We start from the raw sequence: 14,144 nt of genomic DNA, 5'->3' as shown, positions 1-14,144 counted from the left end.
TTCCCCGGTGAACGGGGAGGGAGCGACCCGACGGGGGCCGAGGGGTGTGGCTCGATGCGGCTCGGTGTCGCTACTGCGCCGAGTCGGCCGTCGCCGTCGCCGTCGCCGCCGTCGGGGCGTGGGCCGCCGGCTTCGACTTCAGCGCGACTTCCTTGATGAACAGCACCAGGAGCAGCGCGAGCAGCGCGGTGGGGGCGGCGTAGAGGAAGACGTCGCCGACGCCGTGCCCGTACGCCGACTCGATGACGGTGCGCAACGGAGCGGGCAGATTGTCGAGGTCGGGGATCCCGCCGCCGGCGGTGCCGCCGTGGCTCATCGCCGCCGCCTTCGGGCCGAGCGCGGCCAGCCCGTCCTTGACGTAGTGGGTGACCCGGTTGGCCATGACCGCGCCGAGCGCGGAGACGCCCACGGCGCCGCCGAGCGAGCGGAAGAAGGTGACGACCGAGCTGGCCGCACCCAGGTCCTGGGGGGCCACCTGGTTCTGGGTGGCGAGGACGAGGTTCTGCATCATCATGCCGAGACCGAGGCCGGTCAGCGCCATGTAGATCGCGATCTGCCAGTACGGGGTGTCGTAGCGCAGGGTGCCCAGCATTCCGAGACCGGCCGTCAGTAGGACGCCGCCGGAGACGAGCCAGGCCTTCCACTTACCGGTCTTGGTGATCACCTGACCGGAAACCGTGGAGGAGACGAAGAGCCCGCCGATCATCGGAATCGTCAGGATTCCGGACATCGTGGGGGACTCGTTGCGTGCCAACTGGAAGAACTGGCTGAAAAACACGGTGCCCGAGAACATCGCGATGCCGACGAACAGCGAGGCCGCCGAGGCGAGGCTGATGGTCTTGTTGCGGAACAGGCGCAGCGGGATGATCGGGTCGCTCGCCTTGGACTCGACGAGGAGGAAGAGCAGGCCGAGCACGACGGCGCCGCCGGTCATCGCCACGGTCGTCCAGGAGATCCAGTCGTACGAGTCGCCGGCCTGCGTGACCCAGATCAGCAGCAGGGACACGGCCCCGCTGATCAGGAAGGCGCCGAGCCAGTCGACCTTGACGTCACGGCGGACGACCGGGAGGTGCAGGGTGCGCTGGAGGACGATCAGGGCGATGACCGCGAACGGCACGCCGACGTAGAAGCACCAGCGCCAGCCGAGCCACGAGGTGTCGGTGATGACACCGCCGAGCAGCGGACCGCCGACGGTGGCGACGGCGAAGACCGCGCCCAGGTAGCCGCTGTACCGGCCGCGCTCGCGCGGGGAGATCATCGCGGCCATCACGATCTGGGCGAGGGCGGACAGGCCGCCGACGCCGATGCCCTGGACCACGCGGCAGGCGATGAGCATGCCGGTGTTCTGGGACAGGCCCGCGATCACCGAGCCGAGGACGTAGATCACCAGGGATATCTGGACCAGCAGCTTCTTGCTGAACAGGTCGGACAGCTTTCCCCAGAGCGGGGTCGCCGCCGTCATCGACAGTAGGGCGGCGGTGACGACCCAGGTGTACGAGGACTGGGTGCCGCCGAGGTCGCTGATGATCTGGGGCAGGGCGTTGGAGACGATCGTGGACGACAGGATCGCCACGAACATGCCGAGCATCAGGCCGGACAGCGCCTTCATGATCTGCGGGTGGGTCATGGGTGCGTGCGCGTGCGCGTGCGCGGATGCGGATGCGGGGTCGGACGTGGTCTCCGACCGGCTGCCTCCCTGCACACCGGTGGGTGCGGTGGTCGCCATGTGGGTCCTTTGTCTAGAAGCTCGATCGGAGCCGGGTGAGCAAGGTGTTGAGTACGTCGATGTCGTGGGCGGACCAGTCGGCCAGAGCCTTCTCCAGCGCGCCGGTGTAGCGGGCGCCGAGCTCGGCGAGGAGCGCGTGGCCGGCCGGGGTGAGCCGCAGGATGCGGCAGCGGCCGTCGCCGGGGTCGATGTCGCGGGTGATCCACCCGCGGTCGGCGACGTGGGCGACGTGGCGGCTGGTCACCGATATGTCGATGGCCATGAGATCGGCAAGGCGGCTGAGCCGCATTTCGCCGTGGCGGTCGAGCACGGTGAGGACGGCGGCGGAGCCGGCCGGGCAGTCCGGGGGGAGCATGCGGGCGAGGTCGCGCTTGACGGCGCCGATGCCGGTGAGCTGGCGGGCCAGCTCCTCGTAGCGGGTGGGGTGGGGGTGCGTTTCCGTGGGCATGGGCTCCCTCCCTCCTCTCCTCATCTTGTTGCTTAGGGCAACCATAGAAGCGATTGGTTGCTACAGGCAAATGAATCGGGGGGTGGGGGCGGTAAAGGAATCGGAAAACCCGCTAGGGTCCTGCGCATGGCTGCGAACCACAACTCACAGGGACCCGAGGGCAACTACGACCCCGCGGGCAGCACTCAGATGTTCCGGGCGTTCGTCGAAGAGGCCGCGCCGGCCGGGCCGGCAGCGGGGACGGCTGCGCCGGGCTCTCGGCGGCGGCAGGCCCAGGCCTCCAGTTCGGGGTCGAAGGCCGGGCTGTGGCTGGGGGTGGGCCTCGGGGTCCTGCTGCTGGTCGGGGCCGTGTGCTGGCTGGCCCTGTCGTAGCCCTCGGGTGCGGAGCCGGTGCGGGGGGCCTGCCGTGCCCCAGGTGCCGGCGGGGCTGAGGGATGCGGGGCTCCGCCCCGGACCCCGCGCCTCAAGCGCCGGCGGGGCTGGGTGTGGCTCCGCGCCGCAAGCCGGCGGGGCTGGTGTGGCCCCCCGTGCCCCAGGTGCTGGCGGGGCTGGGTGTGGCCACCGTGCCCAGGCGTCGGCGAGGTTGAGAGATACGGGGCTCCGCCCCGGACCCCGCGCCTCAAGCGCCGGCGGGGCTGGGTGTGGCTCCGCGCCGCAAGCCGGCGGGGCTGAGGGTGGCGAACGCCGGCGGGCTGGGTGTGGCCCCGGCGCCGCAAGCCGGCGGGGCTGGTGTGGGCCCCGGGCCCCAGGTGTCGGTGGTTGGGTGTGGCACCCGGGGCTGGGGGTGGGTTCCTGGCTGGAGGGGGTCAGGTCCAGGTGGCCGTGGTTTTTTGGGTTTCCACGTGCATGCCCAGGGGGACTCGCCAGGACTCGACGCAGACCGTGTAGGTCTGCGTCTTCGTCGCGCCGCCGGGGATCGGGGTCGGGAGGGGCTGGGTCGTCGTGATCGTGGCCCAGTCGATGCCGAGGGTGCCGATGACGTGCGTCGAGAACGTGACCGCGCCCGAACGGGCCGCCGTGGTGCCCGTGTTGGTGAACGCCACCGTGACCTTCTCGCACCAGCGGTCCGCCGCCGGGGTGCGGGCCGGGGTGCCCAGCGTCAGGTTCGCCGGGGTGGTCGGCGTGGCCGGGGGCGTCGTCCCCGGGGTGGTGGTTGCGGGGGGTGCCGGGGGCGGGGTGGACGGCGTCGCCCCGGACGGGGTCTGGGAGGACGGTGCGGTTCCGGGCGGGGTGGTCGTGGCTTCGGCCCGGGCGGAGCCGGCAGGACCCTGCGGATCCGGGGCACCGGGCGACGTACTCGTGGTGGAGGGAGGGGTTCCGCCCAGCTGCTGCATCTCCACCGGCCCCCGGGGTGCCACGTTGTCCCCCGCACTGCGCTCCGGGCCGGGGGCCACGGCGCCCGCGGCCGCGTAGCCGTCGCGTGCGGGACCGCCGCACCCCGTCAGGAATGCGGCGGCCGTGCAGCACAGGGCCACGAGGGTCATCGCGCGGCGTTCCCTTCGCATCGCGGCAGTCTGGCTGACGCCACGTCAGATAGGAACCCCGCTGCCGTGATTACTCGCCGATCAGGCCCATCCGGAGCTGCGCCAGCGTGCGCGTGAGCAGCCGGGAGACGTGCATCTGGGAGATGCCGACCTCCTCGCCGATCTGCGACTGCGTCATGTTCGCGAAGAACCGCAGCATGATGATCTGCCGTTCCCGGGGCGGGAGTTTGGCGAGCAGCGGCTTCAGCGACTCGCGGTACTCGACGCCTTCGAGCGCGGTGTCCTCGTAGCCGAGGCGGTCCGCGAGCGAGCCCTCGCCGCCCTCGTCCTCGGGGGAGGGCGAGTCGAGCGAGGAGGCGGTGTACGCGTTGCCCACGGCGAGGCCGTCGACGACGTCCTCCTCCGACACCCCGAGCACCGCGGCCAGTTCCGGCACGGTGGGCGAGCGGTCGAGCTTCTGGGCGAGCTCGTCGCTGGCCTTGGTGAGGGCGAGGCGCAGCTCCTGGAGACGGCGCGGGACGCGCACGGACCAGGAGGTGTCCCTAAAGAATCGTTTGATCTCTCCCACGACGGTCGGCATCGCGAACGTCGGGAACTCCACGCCGCGTTCGCAGTCGAACCGATCGATCGCCTTGATCAGGCCGATCGTGCCGACCTGGACGATGTCCTCCATCGGCTCGTTCCGGCTGCGGAAGCGGGCGGCGGCGTACCGCACCAGGGGCAGGTTCAGCTCGATCAGGGTGTCGCGTACGTACGCCCGTTCGGGGCTGTCCGGGTCCAGGGTGGCAAGTCGCTGGAAGAGGGAGCGGGAGAGGGTGCGGGTGTCGATGGCTTCCGAGCGGTCAGACGCTGCAGGTGCTGTCGGCGCAGCGCTCTTGACGAGCGTGAGCACCTTGGAGCTGCCCTGGTCTACGGACATGCCACCCCCTTGAGGTCGCGGACGGTCGCGTACTGCGCGCCCGTCGGAGGAACGCAGCCTCCACCTGAATACCGGAGGCGGGGCTGCGGCAAACGCGGTTCAAGCAGAATGTCACATGTCGGCAACGCGCTGTAGCGCCAAGTCGACATATATCTCCAGCGACAGAGCGGAATGAGCCCGTTCTGTGGGGAAACGGCGGAACGATCTCCACCCGTTCCAGCTACGCCTCGATCCTGTTTGCGGATCGGAGTCGAGCGAAGCTCCGGGCGAGCAGCCGCGACACGTGCATCTGGGACACCCCGAGCTCCGCGCTGATCTGGGACTGCGTCAGATTGTTGTAGTACCGCAGCAGCAGGATCCTTTGTTCACGCTCGGGCAGCTGTACGAGGAGGTGGCGGACGAGGTCGCGGTGCTCGACCCCGGCCAGCTCCGGGTCCTCGTAGCCCAGGCGGTCCAGCAGCCCCGGCAGCCCGTCGCCCTCCTGGGCGGCCTCCAGCGAGGTGGCGTGGTAGCTGCGGCCGGCTTCGATGCAGGACAGCACCTCGTCCTCGGTGATCCGCAGCCGCTCGGCGATCTCCGGCGTGGTCGGCGTGCGTCCGTGCAGGGTGGTCAGGTCCTCGGTGGCCGCGTTCACCTGGACCCACAGTTCGTGGAGCCGGCGCGGCACGTGGACGGTGCGGACGTTGTCGCGGAAGTAGCGCTTGATCTCGCCCACGACGGTCGGCATGGCGAAGGTCGGGAACTGCACCCCGCGGTCCGGGTCGAACCGGTCGATCGCGTTGATGAGGCCGATCGTGCCGACCTGGACCACGTCCTCCATCGGCTCGTTGCGGCTGCGGAAGCGGGCGGCCGCGTACCGGACGAGCGGGAGGTTCGCCTCGATGAGGGCGCTCCGCACCCGGTGGTGCTCGCCGGTGCCCGGCTGAAGGCCCTTCAGCTGCCCGAACAGGACCTGGGTGAGGGCCCGGGTGTCCGCGCCCCGGCTCTGGGGTCTCGGGGCCGCTGGAGGCTCCTCAGGGGCGTCCTGCTGGGGCGGGACCTGGGAGTCTTGGGGCGAGTCCCGGGAGGCCTCCCGCGGGGATCCCTGCGGGGAGTCCTGCGGGACGCCCCGCAGGGGCTCCTGCTGCGGGTCCTGCTGGGGCTCCTGCTGGGGCGGCACCTGAGGCGCAGTACTGGCCGGCACGGTCACGCCACCCCTTCATGTCGACTCGACTCATCCGTCAAAAGCGGTCATAGCATCACAACACATGTGCACTGTGTGCAAGCACCGCATATCGCCGTGTTGGGGGCTAGTTGGGCATAATGGGGTGTTTTGGATGCGGCCCTTGCACGGCGCGGAATGCGAAAGCCAACGCAAAAGCCAACGTGAAAGGCAACGCAAAAGCCCCCCACCCGTCGGAGTGGGGGGCCGGTCGGTCCGGAGGGTGCGTCAGCGTACGGGTTCAGCGCACGAGTTCGGTCATGAACGCGCCGATGCCGTGGGCGGCATCCGATATGCCCTGGAAGCCTATTTTGACGATGTCGGCCGCCTTGACCGGCTGGGTGATGATCACGAAGAGCACGAACACGACGAGCCCACTCATGATCATCTTCTTGGTGTCCATGATGCGGTGTCGGCCTCCCCAACCGGTCCTGCAAAGTCGGGTGAGTCTAACCGTTCGTCTTCGGACACTCATCAGGCCTTTATGGACCAATGGCCCGGGCGTCCGGGTCCTTTGTCGCAGCGCAGGCGGGTGGGGGTGGCGCAGTATTGAAGACGAGCCCACCGGTTCTGGCAGGAAACCGGTGGGTGAGGGACTGGACCTCACTGCGGGGTCCGAGACGGCGGCTTCCCCCTGACTGCGGCTCGGACTGGCAGGTCCCGTCCTCGTCGGGGGAAGTGGCTCGTCCCCCGGACGCCACTTCCCCCGTCGCGTACGTCGAAGGCCCCGACTCCGGTCGGGGCCTTCGACGTACGCGGGGTCGGGCGGCGGGACGGTCGGCTACTGGATGCCGCCGAGGAGGCCCAGTACGGGCTCCACGGGGGCGATCACGGGCGACAGCTGGTTCGGCAGCTCCATCAGCTGGCCGAGCTTGTCCAGCTCGTTGAGCTTCGAGCCGATCTCCTGGACGGAGCCGGGCGTGGCCCCCTGCGGCATGCCCGGGGCGGCCTGCGGCAGGTCGGGGAGGGTGATGGGGGCCATGGGGGCGGCGGAGGCGGCCGGAGCGGCGAGGCCCGCGGCGGCCCCCGCGAGGGCGAAGGCGGCGAGCATGCGCTGGGTCTTGGTCATGCCGTGACAACGGCCGAGCGGGCGGGCGGTCACGCGCCCGTCAACCGTAGGGGCGTGTCGGGGAGCGCCCGGAGACGTCGGGGAGCGCCCGGAGACTGCGGGCGGATACGCCGAGAGCCCCGTCCCTTGCGGGGCGGGGCTCTCGATCGGAGCGGTAGTGGAGGGATTTGAACCCCCGATGGGTTGCCCCATACTCGCTTTCGAGGCGAGCTCCTTCGGCCACTCGGACACACTACCGAGATGGATCCTAGCCTACGGAGCGGCATCCGATGAAATCGGTACCGCCGGCCGCCTCAGAGGCCGCGGAAGAAGTCCGTCAGCTGCCGTGCGCACTCTTCTGCGAGCACGCCGCGGATCACTTCCGGACGGTGGTTGAGCCGACGGTCGCGCACGAGGTCCCAGAGCGACCCCGCGGCTCCCGCCTTCTCGTCGTCGGCGCCGTAGACGACCCGGGCCACCCGGGACTGCACGAGGGCGCCCGCGCACATCACGCACGGCTCCAGGGTCACCACGAGGGTGCACCCCGGAAGCCGCCATTCCCCGAGCCGGGCGGCCGCCCGGCGCAGCGCCAGCACCTCGGCGTGGGCCGTGGGGTCGCCGCTGGCCTCGCGCTCGTTGTACCCGGTGGCGAGGAGCTCTCCGTCCGGGCCCAGGACGACGGCGCCGACCGGCACGTCGCCGGCCGGCGCCGCCCGGGCGGCCTCCTGGAGCGCCAGGCGCATGGAGTCCCGCCACGGGTCCCGTACGGGATCGGGGCCGTGCAGGGGGTGGTGCGTGGTGATCACTAGCGGACGGCCTCCAGCACCTCGGTCGCGCCGAGGGATTCGGCGATCTCCGAGAGGGCGTCCCCGTCGAGGGTCATCAGTTGTTTGTGGCTGACCCCGAGGTCGTCCAGCAGCCGGGGGTCGCCGAGCGGGCCGGCCGGGACGGGTTCCGCGCCCGCCGAGTCCTCCTCGTCCTCGTCGTCCTCGGCCCCGGTGAACGCGGCGATGGTGTCCTCTTCGCCGTCCTCGGTGCCGTCCAGGTCCAGTTCGTCGAGTTCGTCGTCCTCCTCGTCGCTGCCCAGCAGCTCGTCGGTGAGCATCGAGCCGTAGGAGCTGCGGGAGGCCGCGGAGGCGTTCGACACGTAGTACCGCGGGTCCTCCTCGCCGTCCACGCGGACGACGCCGAACCAGGCGTCCTCCTGCTCGATGAGGGCGACCACCGTGTCGTCGTCGACAGCGGCGGCACGGGCGAGATCGATCAGATCACTGAGGGACTCGACGTCGTCGAGTTCCATGTCGCTCGCTTCCCACCCGTCTTCGGTGCGCGCGAGCAGTGCGGCGAAATACACCGTGACTCTCCCACTGGTCATAGGCGTGCCGGTTGGAGGTCCCCCCGGCCGGAGGTGGGAAGGGTTGGAACGACCGACCTGCTCGCCGTTTCGTGCCCCGCCCAATCGGCATCGTGGCAGAAACAGCGGCTTTGCGAGAGGTCTTCCGCGCTTGCGTCGTGCCGCGCCGCTCGCCGCGGGGGTCGGCCGGGGGCGACTCGGCACCCCGCCGAGCCCGTGCGCCGCCCACCCCGCGGGGTGCCGTGCTCCCCGCCGCGGGCCGTGCCCGAGCCCGCCACCCCGCCCGGCGTGGCGCCGTCGGCCGGCTCCCGCCCGGTGCCCCGCCGGGCCCGCGGCTGCGGCCGTGCAGGGCCGGGGGCGGATGTGCGGTGAGCCCGGGCGCGCCCCGGCGTGCCGCCGCGGGCGCCTGCCCTCCCGTCCGGGCCCGCGCCCGGACGGGAGGGCAGCGGCCCGGCGCGCCGCGCGCCAGCGGCCAAAGTCGTTGCCGGGGCCGTGGGCAAGCACCCGTACGAAGGCCGCTGCCCTCCCTTCCCGGGCGCCCGTCGAGGTGGGGGCAGGGGCCGACGGACGGGTCCGGGGCGTCGGTCCGACGTGCGGCGCCGCGCACGTGCCGTGCCGGGGCCGCGCATCCGGCGCACCCGGCTCGGCATCGGCGGCCCGCCCCGCGTGGCGCCCTGCCGGGACGCAGGCCGCGGGCCGTGCAGTGCCCGGGGTGGACGAGCAGTGCGCCGGGGCGCGTCCGGCGCGCCGCCGCCGGCCGCTCCGTCACGGTGCCCCGCCCGGGCGGAGTGGGGGCCGGCGACGAGGGCGGCGTGCGGCGCTCGCGGGCGCGGAACCGGTGCCCGGGCGCGGCGGCCCGGGGATGGGCGGGGGCTGGCCCTACCGGGCCCGCAGGCCGAGTCAGTGGGGCGGACCCCGGTTACCAGCGGAAGGTGCGCATGCGCATTTGTTGGCGCATGCGGGCTGCCCGGGCGCGGCGGGGCTGGACGCGGTCGCGCAGGGCCCGCGCTTCCATCAGGTCGCGCAGGAACTGTGCTCTGCGCGCTCTGCGCTGCGCAGCGGTCTCCGGCGCGTCGTTCGACTGCGTGTCGGGCATGGGCCACCACCCCGGGCTGGTCCGGTCGTCCTCCTCCGCCGACGCGAAGCAGACCCCCCGCATCCCACCTTCCCCCGGACGGGCCGATTGATGCCACCCTTTCGCAGCTCAGGGGGCCGACAGCGTTGGAACGACCGCCACCGGGCCGTGTGCGTGGTGGAGCACCGCGTGGGCCACCGAGCCGATCATCAGCGGGCCGACGCTGCGCCGCGGGTGGTGGCGGCCCACCACCACGAGGGCCGCCGACCGGGAGGCCGTCACCAGGCGCTCCGCCGCGTCGCCCGGGACCGCCGCCTGCTCCACCGGCACGCGCGGCCACCGGGACCGGAACGGGGCCAGCCGCTCCGTCTGGGAGCGCAGCATCTCCCGCTCCGCCGGTACCGCGTCCCCGTCGTCGGCCAGGCCCTCGGGCGGGATCACCTGGAAGGGGCTGTCCACCACCGTCATCGGCGCCGGCGGGATCGCGTACGCGGAGACCACCTGGACGGTGGTCCGCCGGGCGGCTGCTTCCACGAAGGCGAAGGCGAGTACGTCGTCCGCGGTTTCCGCGGCGTGCAGGCCGAGCACCACGGGGCCCGCGGGCCCGCCGGCCGGCTGCGGGGCGGCCTCCGCGCGGCGCGCCGCGTGCGGGACCACCACCACCGGGCACGCCGCCGTCGAGGCCACGGCGCGGCTGTTGGAGCCGAGCAACAGGGCCGCGAAGCCGCCGCGTCCCCGGGAGCCCATCACCAGCATCCGGGCGCCCTCCCCGGACACCCGCAGGGCCTCGGGCACCGAGCCCTCCAGCGCGTCGTACCGCACCTCGTCCGGCAGTTCGGCGGCGCCGGCGAGGACGTCCCGTACGTGCTCGCCGATCGGGTCGGCGTACTTCTCCGGCTGTGAGGGGTCGGCGAGCGAGGAGCGGCGCGCCGCGTACAGCTGCGAGGTGTCGGGCAGCACGTGCGCGACCACGAGCGGGGCCGCGTGGCGGAGCGCCTCGGTCCGCGCCCACTCCAGCGCCAGGAGGCTGTGCTCGGATCCGTCGACCGCCGCGATCACCGGTGCGTTGCTCATCAGTCCAGCGTGCTGGGCGTCCGGCCGGGGCGCATCCGCAGTCACATCGGGGCGCGGCTGCCGGTTCGTACGCACGGGGGTGCGCACACCGCGTAGCCTTTTGACCGTGGGTCGCGAAAAGTGCGGCCGTTTTTGCAGGTCGCAGGTCGAAACCCGGCAGCTGAGCCTTGGAGGATGTTGTGCGTTTGCAGGTCGTCGATCACCCCTTGGTGGCGCACAAACTGACCACCCTGCGCGACAAGCGCACCGACTCCCCCACCTTCCGTCGGCTCGCCGACGAGCTGGTGACCCTCCTCGCGTACGAGGCCACCCGCGACGTGCGCACCGAGCAGGCCGACATCGTCACGCCCGTCGGCCCGACCACCGGCGTGAAGCTCTCGCACCCGCGCCCGCTGGTCGTGCCGATCCTGCGCGCCGGCCTCGGCATGCTGGACGGCATGATGCGGCTGCTGCCGACGGCCGAGGTGGGCTTCATGGGCATGGTCCGCAACGAGGAGACCCTGGAGGCTTCCACGTACGCGACGCGCATGCCGGAGGACCTCTCCGGGCGGCAGGTGTACGTCGTCGACCCGATGCTCGCCACGGGCGGCACGCTCGTCGCGGCGATCCAGGAACTGATCAAGCGCGGCGCGGACGACGTCACCGCCGTGGTGCTGCTGGCCGCGCCCGAGGGCGTCGAGGTCATGGAGCGCGACCTGGCGGGTACACCGGTGACGGTCGTGACGGCCGCGGTGGACGAGCGGCTCAACGAGCACGGCTACATCGTGCCGGGCCTGGGCGACGCGGGCGACCGCATGTACGGCTCCGCCGAGTAGGACCCGCCGGCAGGACCTCAGCCGGACAGCCGGCCGCCTTCCGGGCGGCCGGCTGTTCGCGTGGGCGTTGGCGGTTGGCGGTTGGTGGTCCGGGGTCAGCAGGTCTTGGCGGGCGCGGGCTGGGGGTTGGCCAGCAGGGCCAGCTCCTTGTCCGCGGCTTCCTTCGGGCTGAGGTCCTTGAAGGCGTCGCCGAGGATCAGGTCGATGTCCGCGCTCTCGCGGGCGTCGACCTGCTGCGTATCGCCTTCGAGTTGGGTGCCCAGTACGGAGAAGGCCGCCTTGTCGGTCTTGGGCGAGCCGAGCAGTATCCCCGTCCCGGGGACCTTCTTGTCGAAGTCGGCGGGCGCGTTGCCGACCTTGCCGATGGTGAAGCCGCGCTTCTGGAGCTCGTCGCCGACCGCCTTGGCGAGCCCGGCGCGCGGGGTCGCGTTGTAGACGTTGACCGTGATCTCGCCGGGCTGGGGCAGTGCGACGGCCGGTTTGGCGGCGGCCGTGGCGGCCGCGGGGGCTGCCTCGGCGCCCGCCCTGGGCTTGGGCGTCGCACAGTCCTTGGCAGCCGCGCTCTGGTGCTTGCCGCTTGCGCTCTCACCGCGGAACACGTTCATGAGCTGCAAGGATCCGTAGCCGAGCAGGGCGAGACCGAGGACTGCTCCGAGCACGGTGAAGACGATCCGCCGGCGTCGCCGGGGTCGACTCATGCGGGGGTAAGCCGCTCCCGTGACGCGGTACTTTCCGCCCATGCCGGGGGGAGTGAGCATGCTCATGGGCGCAGCGTAATACCGCCCGCTGCCGATGCCCACCAAATGATCTGTTGATAGGGCAAGACCGACCCGAAAGGCGCAATTCTCCCGAACCGGAAACCCAGGCGGGGGCCGGGGCCGGGCGCCTTTTCGGTTCGGTGCCGGCTCAGTAGTCCATTTCGAGGACGCGCGCGTGCAGCACCTGGCGCTGTTGGAGGGCCGCGCGCACGGCGCGGTGCAGCCCGTCCTCCAGGTACAGGTCGCCCTGCCACTTCACGACGTGGGCGAAGAGGTCGCCGTAGAACGTCGAGTCCTCGGCGAGCAGCGTCTCAAGGTCCAGCTGGCCCTTGGTCGTCACCAACTGGTCGAGACGGACCGGGCGCGGGGCGACGTCCGCCCACTGCCGGGTGGTTTCCCTGCCGTGGTCGGGGTACGGCCGCCCGTTTCCGATGCGCTTGAAGATCACACGGAAAGCCTACCGGGCCGGTGCCTGCGGGCGCAGCCTTGCTATGCCGGTGCAAAAGTGGCAGACAGGGCTATTTCGGGAGTGATGTATGAGCGAGAGCACCGACCCGGCGTCACCGGCTGCCCAGATCGGCGCCGGATATGCCTTCACCGGACCCGCGCTCGAACTGGGGGCCCTGCTCTGGGACGGCGCGTGCCTCCCGGAGCGGCAGATCCGCATCCCGCTGTCGATGCTGAACCGCCACGGGCTGGTCGCGGGCGCCACGGGCACCGGCAAGACGAAGACCCTCCAACTCATCGCCGAGCAGCTGTCGGCGTCCGGCGTCCCGGTGTTCCTCGCCGACATCAAGGGGGACGTCTCGGGGATCTCCGCGCCCGGCGCGGCCAACGAGAAGGTCGCGGAACGCGTGAAGGAAGTCGCCCAGCACTGGGAAGGCACCGGATTCCCCAGCGAGTTCTATGCGCTGGGCGGTATCGGCCCCGGCATTCCGCTCCGGGCGACGGTGACGGGTTTCGGCCCGGTACTGATGTCGAAGGTGCTCCAGCTCAACCAGACCCAGGAGCAGTCGCTCGGCCTGATCTTCCACTACGCCGACACCAAGGGACTGGAGCTGATCGACCTCAAGGACCTGCGGGCGGTCGTCGCCTTCCTCGTCTCCGACCAGGGGAAAGCCGAGCTCAAGGGCATCGGCGGGCTCTCCACGGTGACGGCCGGGGTGATCCTGCGCGCCCTGACCGCCTTCGAGCAGCAGGGCGCCACGGAGCTCTTCGGCGAGCCGGAATTCGACACGAGCGAATTCCTGCGGACGGCCGCCGACGGGCGCGGACTGGTCTCCGTACTGGAACTCCCGGCGGTCCAGGACAAGCCGCAGCTCTTCTCCACCTTCCTGATGTGGCTGCTGGCCGACCTCTACACCGACCTGCCGGAAGTCGGCGACCTGGAGAAGCCCAAACTCGTCTTCTTCTTCGACGAGGCCCACCTGTTGTTCAGCGGCGCTTCCAAGGCCTTCCTGGAGTCCATCACGCAGACCGTGCGGCTGATCCGCTCGAAGGGCGTCGGCATCTTCTTCGTGACGCAGACCCCCAAGGACGTGCCGTCGGACGTGCTCGCGCAGCTCGGCAACCGGGTGCAGCACGCGCTGCGCGCCTTCACCCCGGACGACGCCAAGGCGCTGAAGGCCACCGTGCGGACCTTCCCCAACTCCGCCTACGACCTGGAGGAGCTCCTGACCGGGCTCGGGACGGGTGAGGCGGTGGTCACCGTACTCAGCGAGAAGGGCGCCCCGACCCCGGTCGCGGCGACCCGGCTGCGCGCCCCGCAGTCGTTGATGGGCCCGATCGAGCCGGCGGTCCTGGACTCGGCGGTGAAGTCCTCGCCCCTCCACTCGCGGTACGCGGAGGCCGTCGACCGCGAGTCGGCCTACGAGAAGATCAGTGCCGAGCAGGCTGCGGCCGAGGCGGCGGCGGAAGCGGCCGCGGCCGGCGCGGCGGCCGAGAAACAGGCCAAGGACCAGGCCAAGGACCAGGCCAAGGAAGCCGCGAAGGCGCGCAGCGCACCGAAGCCGGAGCCTTCGCTGGCCGAGCAGGTGGTGGGGAGCGGGCTGTTCCGCTCGCTGGCCCGCTCGGTCGGGACCCAGCTGGGCCGGGAGATCTCCCGCTCGATCTTCGGCACGGCGAAGCGGCGCAGATGATCCCGGCTCCGCCGGTGACGGGGAACTTGCGCAGGCTGCCGGGGAGTTCCCCAGGTGGCCGCGGCGCGGCGCAGGTGACGCATTCGTCAACCGGATCGGCGGCC

The 14,144-nt window shown here is 71.6% G+C and carries 16 protein-coding genes and 1 tRNA gene; 3 read left to right on the top strand and 14 right to left on the bottom strand.

The annotated features are described in order from the left end of the window. Positions 1-70 precede the first annotated feature (70 nt). Positions 71-1,726 carry an MDR family MFS transporter gene (locus OHA65_RS18640; protein ID WP_405762161.1) on the bottom strand — a complete coding sequence of 552 codons (1,656 nt, stop codon included), beginning with the start codon at positions 1,724-1,726 and terminating at the stop codon, positions 71-73. A gap of 13 nt (positions 1,727-1,739) precedes the next feature. Then, on the bottom strand, positions 1,740-2,174 hold the full coding sequence (locus OHA65_RS18635; protein ID WP_327284218.1) for a MarR family transcriptional regulator: 435 nt from the start codon (positions 2,172-2,174) through the stop codon (positions 1,740-1,742). 126 nt (positions 2,175-2,300) lie between these two features. Here OHA65_RS18635 and OHA65_RS18630 point away from each other — a divergent pair, with 126 nt between their 5' ends. Next, positions 2,301-2,546, top strand: coding sequence for a hypothetical protein (locus OHA65_RS18630; protein ID WP_327284217.1), 246 nt, complete (start codon positions 2,301-2,303; stop codon positions 2,544-2,546). A 434-nt stretch (positions 2,547-2,980) separates the two neighbouring features. On the opposite strand, the gene OHA65_RS18625 is transcribed toward OHA65_RS18630, so the two are convergent. The 10 genes from OHA65_RS18625 to OHA65_RS18580 all read right to left on the bottom strand — a co-directional run bounded on the left by OHA65_RS18625 (position 2,981) and on the right by OHA65_RS18580 (position 10,329). Next, the gene (locus OHA65_RS18625; protein ID WP_371644083.1) at positions 2,981-3,679 is read right to left on the bottom strand and encodes a hypothetical protein; all 699 of its coding nucleotides are present in this window, start codon (positions 3,677-3,679) and stop codon (positions 2,981-2,983) included. Between the two features lie 49 nt (positions 3,680-3,728). Next, a complete protein-coding gene (locus OHA65_RS18620) occupies positions 3,729-4,577 on the bottom strand; it encodes an RNA polymerase sigma factor SigF (RefSeq protein WP_327284215.1) in 849 nt (282 codons plus the stop codon). A 220-nt stretch (positions 4,578-4,797) separates the two neighbouring features. Beyond that, entirely contained in the window at positions 4,798-5,760 is a 963-nt protein-coding gene (locus OHA65_RS18615) for an RNA polymerase sigma factor SigF (protein WP_371644082.1), read from the bottom strand. A gap of 259 nt (positions 5,761-6,019) precedes the next feature. Continuing rightward, positions 6,020-6,181: a hypothetical protein gene (locus tag OHA65_RS18610; protein ID WP_165937499.1), complete on the bottom strand. Its 162-nt coding sequence runs from the start codon at positions 6,179-6,181 to the stop codon at positions 6,020-6,022. 378 nt (positions 6,182-6,559) lie between these two features. Then, the gene (locus OHA65_RS18605; RefSeq protein ID WP_327284213.1) at positions 6,560-6,847 is read right to left on the bottom strand and encodes a hypothetical protein; all 288 of its coding nucleotides are present in this window, start codon (positions 6,845-6,847) and stop codon (positions 6,560-6,562) included. Between the two features lie 152 nt (positions 6,848-6,999). Beyond that, positions 7,000-7,084 (bottom strand) — tRNA-Ser (locus OHA65_RS18600). A 56-nt stretch (positions 7,085-7,140) separates the two neighbouring features. Next, on the bottom strand, positions 7,141-7,569 hold the full coding sequence (gene tadA / locus OHA65_RS18595) for a tRNA adenosine(34) deaminase TadA (RefSeq protein WP_328765210.1): 429 nt from the start codon (positions 7,567-7,569) through the stop codon (positions 7,141-7,143). A gap of 62 nt (positions 7,570-7,631) precedes the next feature. After that, positions 7,632-8,180, bottom strand: a complete 549-nt coding sequence (locus OHA65_RS18590) for a hypothetical protein (RefSeq protein WP_327285709.1) — start codon at positions 8,178-8,180, stop codon at positions 7,632-7,634. A gap of 919 nt (positions 8,181-9,099) precedes the next feature. Continuing rightward, complete coding sequence (locus OHA65_RS18585; RefSeq protein WP_327284212.1) at positions 9,100-9,276, bottom strand: hypothetical protein; 177 nt, start codon at positions 9,274-9,276, stop codon at positions 9,100-9,102. A gap of 108 nt (positions 9,277-9,384) precedes the next feature. Further along, a complete protein-coding gene (locus OHA65_RS18580) occupies positions 9,385-10,329 on the bottom strand; it encodes a universal stress protein (RefSeq protein WP_327284211.1) in 945 nt (314 codons plus the stop codon). Between the two features lie 179 nt (positions 10,330-10,508). Here OHA65_RS18580 and upp point away from each other — a divergent pair, with 179 nt between their 5' ends. After that, positions 10,509-11,144, top strand: a complete 636-nt coding sequence (gene upp / locus OHA65_RS18575; protein ID WP_030160225.1) for a uracil phosphoribosyltransferase — start codon at positions 10,509-10,511, stop codon at positions 11,142-11,144. A gap of 95 nt (positions 11,145-11,239) precedes the next feature. Here upp and OHA65_RS18570 read toward each other — a convergent pair whose 3' ends face one another. Together OHA65_RS18570 and OHA65_RS18565 are read right to left on the bottom strand one after the other, a co-directional pair. Further along, positions 11,240-11,908, bottom strand: coding sequence for a LytR C-terminal domain-containing protein (locus OHA65_RS18570; protein WP_327284210.1), 669 nt, complete (start codon positions 11,906-11,908; stop codon positions 11,240-11,242). A 142-nt stretch (positions 11,909-12,050) separates the two neighbouring features. Further along, positions 12,051-12,350 carry a type II toxin-antitoxin system VapB family antitoxin gene (locus OHA65_RS18565; RefSeq protein WP_030160221.1) on the bottom strand — a complete coding sequence of 100 codons (300 nt, stop codon included), beginning with the start codon at positions 12,348-12,350 and terminating at the stop codon, positions 12,051-12,053. 88 nt (positions 12,351-12,438) lie between these two features. Between OHA65_RS18565 and OHA65_RS18560 the strand changes: the two genes are divergently transcribed. Beyond that, the gene (locus OHA65_RS18560) at positions 12,439-14,040 is read left to right on the top strand and encodes a helicase HerA-like domain-containing protein (protein ID WP_327284209.1); all 1,602 of its coding nucleotides are present in this window, start codon (positions 12,439-12,441) and stop codon (positions 14,038-14,040) included. Positions 14,041-14,144 lie beyond the last annotated feature (104 nt).

It is taken from the genome of Streptomyces sp. NBC_00045 (genome assembly GCF_045041095.1).
In the GTDB taxonomy this organism is placed as follows: Bacteria; Actinomycetota; Actinomycetes; order Streptomycetales; family Streptomycetaceae; genus Streptomyces.
This window is presented reverse-complemented; position numbering and strand designations above follow the sequence as displayed.

What these genes read in the sequence shown, in the direction of transcription:
- OHA65_RS18580 (WP_327284211.1), bottom strand. Translation starts at nt 10,329, where the DNA reads ATGAGCAACGCACCGGTGATCGCGGCGGTCGACGGATCCGAGCACAGC.
- tadA (WP_328765210.1), bottom strand. Translation starts at nt 7,569, where the DNA reads ATGCGCCTGGCGCTCCAGGAGGCCGCCCGGGCGGCGCCGGCCGGCGAC.
- OHA65_RS18625 (WP_371644083.1), bottom strand. Translation starts at nt 3,679, where the DNA reads ATGCGAAGGGAACGCCGCGCGATGACCCTCGTGGCCCTGTGCTGCACG.
- OHA65_RS18570 (WP_327284210.1), bottom strand. Translation starts at nt 11,908, where the DNA reads ATGAGCATGCTCACTCCCCCCGGCATGGGCGGAAAGTACCGCGTCACG.
- OHA65_RS18630 (WP_327284217.1), top strand. Translation starts at nt 2,301, where the DNA reads ATGGCTGCGAACCACAACTCACAGGGACCCGAGGGCAACTACGACCCC.
- OHA65_RS18610 (WP_165937499.1), bottom strand. Translation starts at nt 6,181, where the DNA reads ATGGACACCAAGAAGATGATCATGAGTGGGCTCGTCGTGTTCGTGCTC.
- OHA65_RS18640 (WP_405762161.1), bottom strand. Translation starts at nt 1,726, where the DNA reads ATGGCGACCACCGCACCCACCGGTGTGCAGGGAGGCAGCCGGTCGGAG.
- OHA65_RS18605 (WP_327284213.1), bottom strand. Translation starts at nt 6,847, where the DNA reads ATGACCAAGACCCAGCGCATGCTCGCCGCCTTCGCCCTCGCGGGGGCC.
- OHA65_RS18585 (WP_327284212.1), bottom strand. Translation starts at nt 9,276, where the DNA reads ATGCCCGACACGCAGTCGAACGACGCGCCGGAGACCGCTGCGCAGCGC.
- OHA65_RS18560 (WP_327284209.1), top strand. Translation starts at nt 12,439, where the DNA reads ATGAGCGAGAGCACCGACCCGGCGTCACCGGCTGCCCAGATCGGCGCC.
- OHA65_RS18635 (WP_327284218.1), bottom strand. Translation starts at nt 2,174, where the DNA reads ATGCCCACGGAAACGCACCCCCACCCCACCCGCTACGAGGAGCTGGCC.
- OHA65_RS18620 (WP_327284215.1), bottom strand. Translation starts at nt 4,577, where the DNA reads ATGTCCGTAGACCAGGGCAGCTCCAAGGTGCTCACGCTCGTCAAGAGC.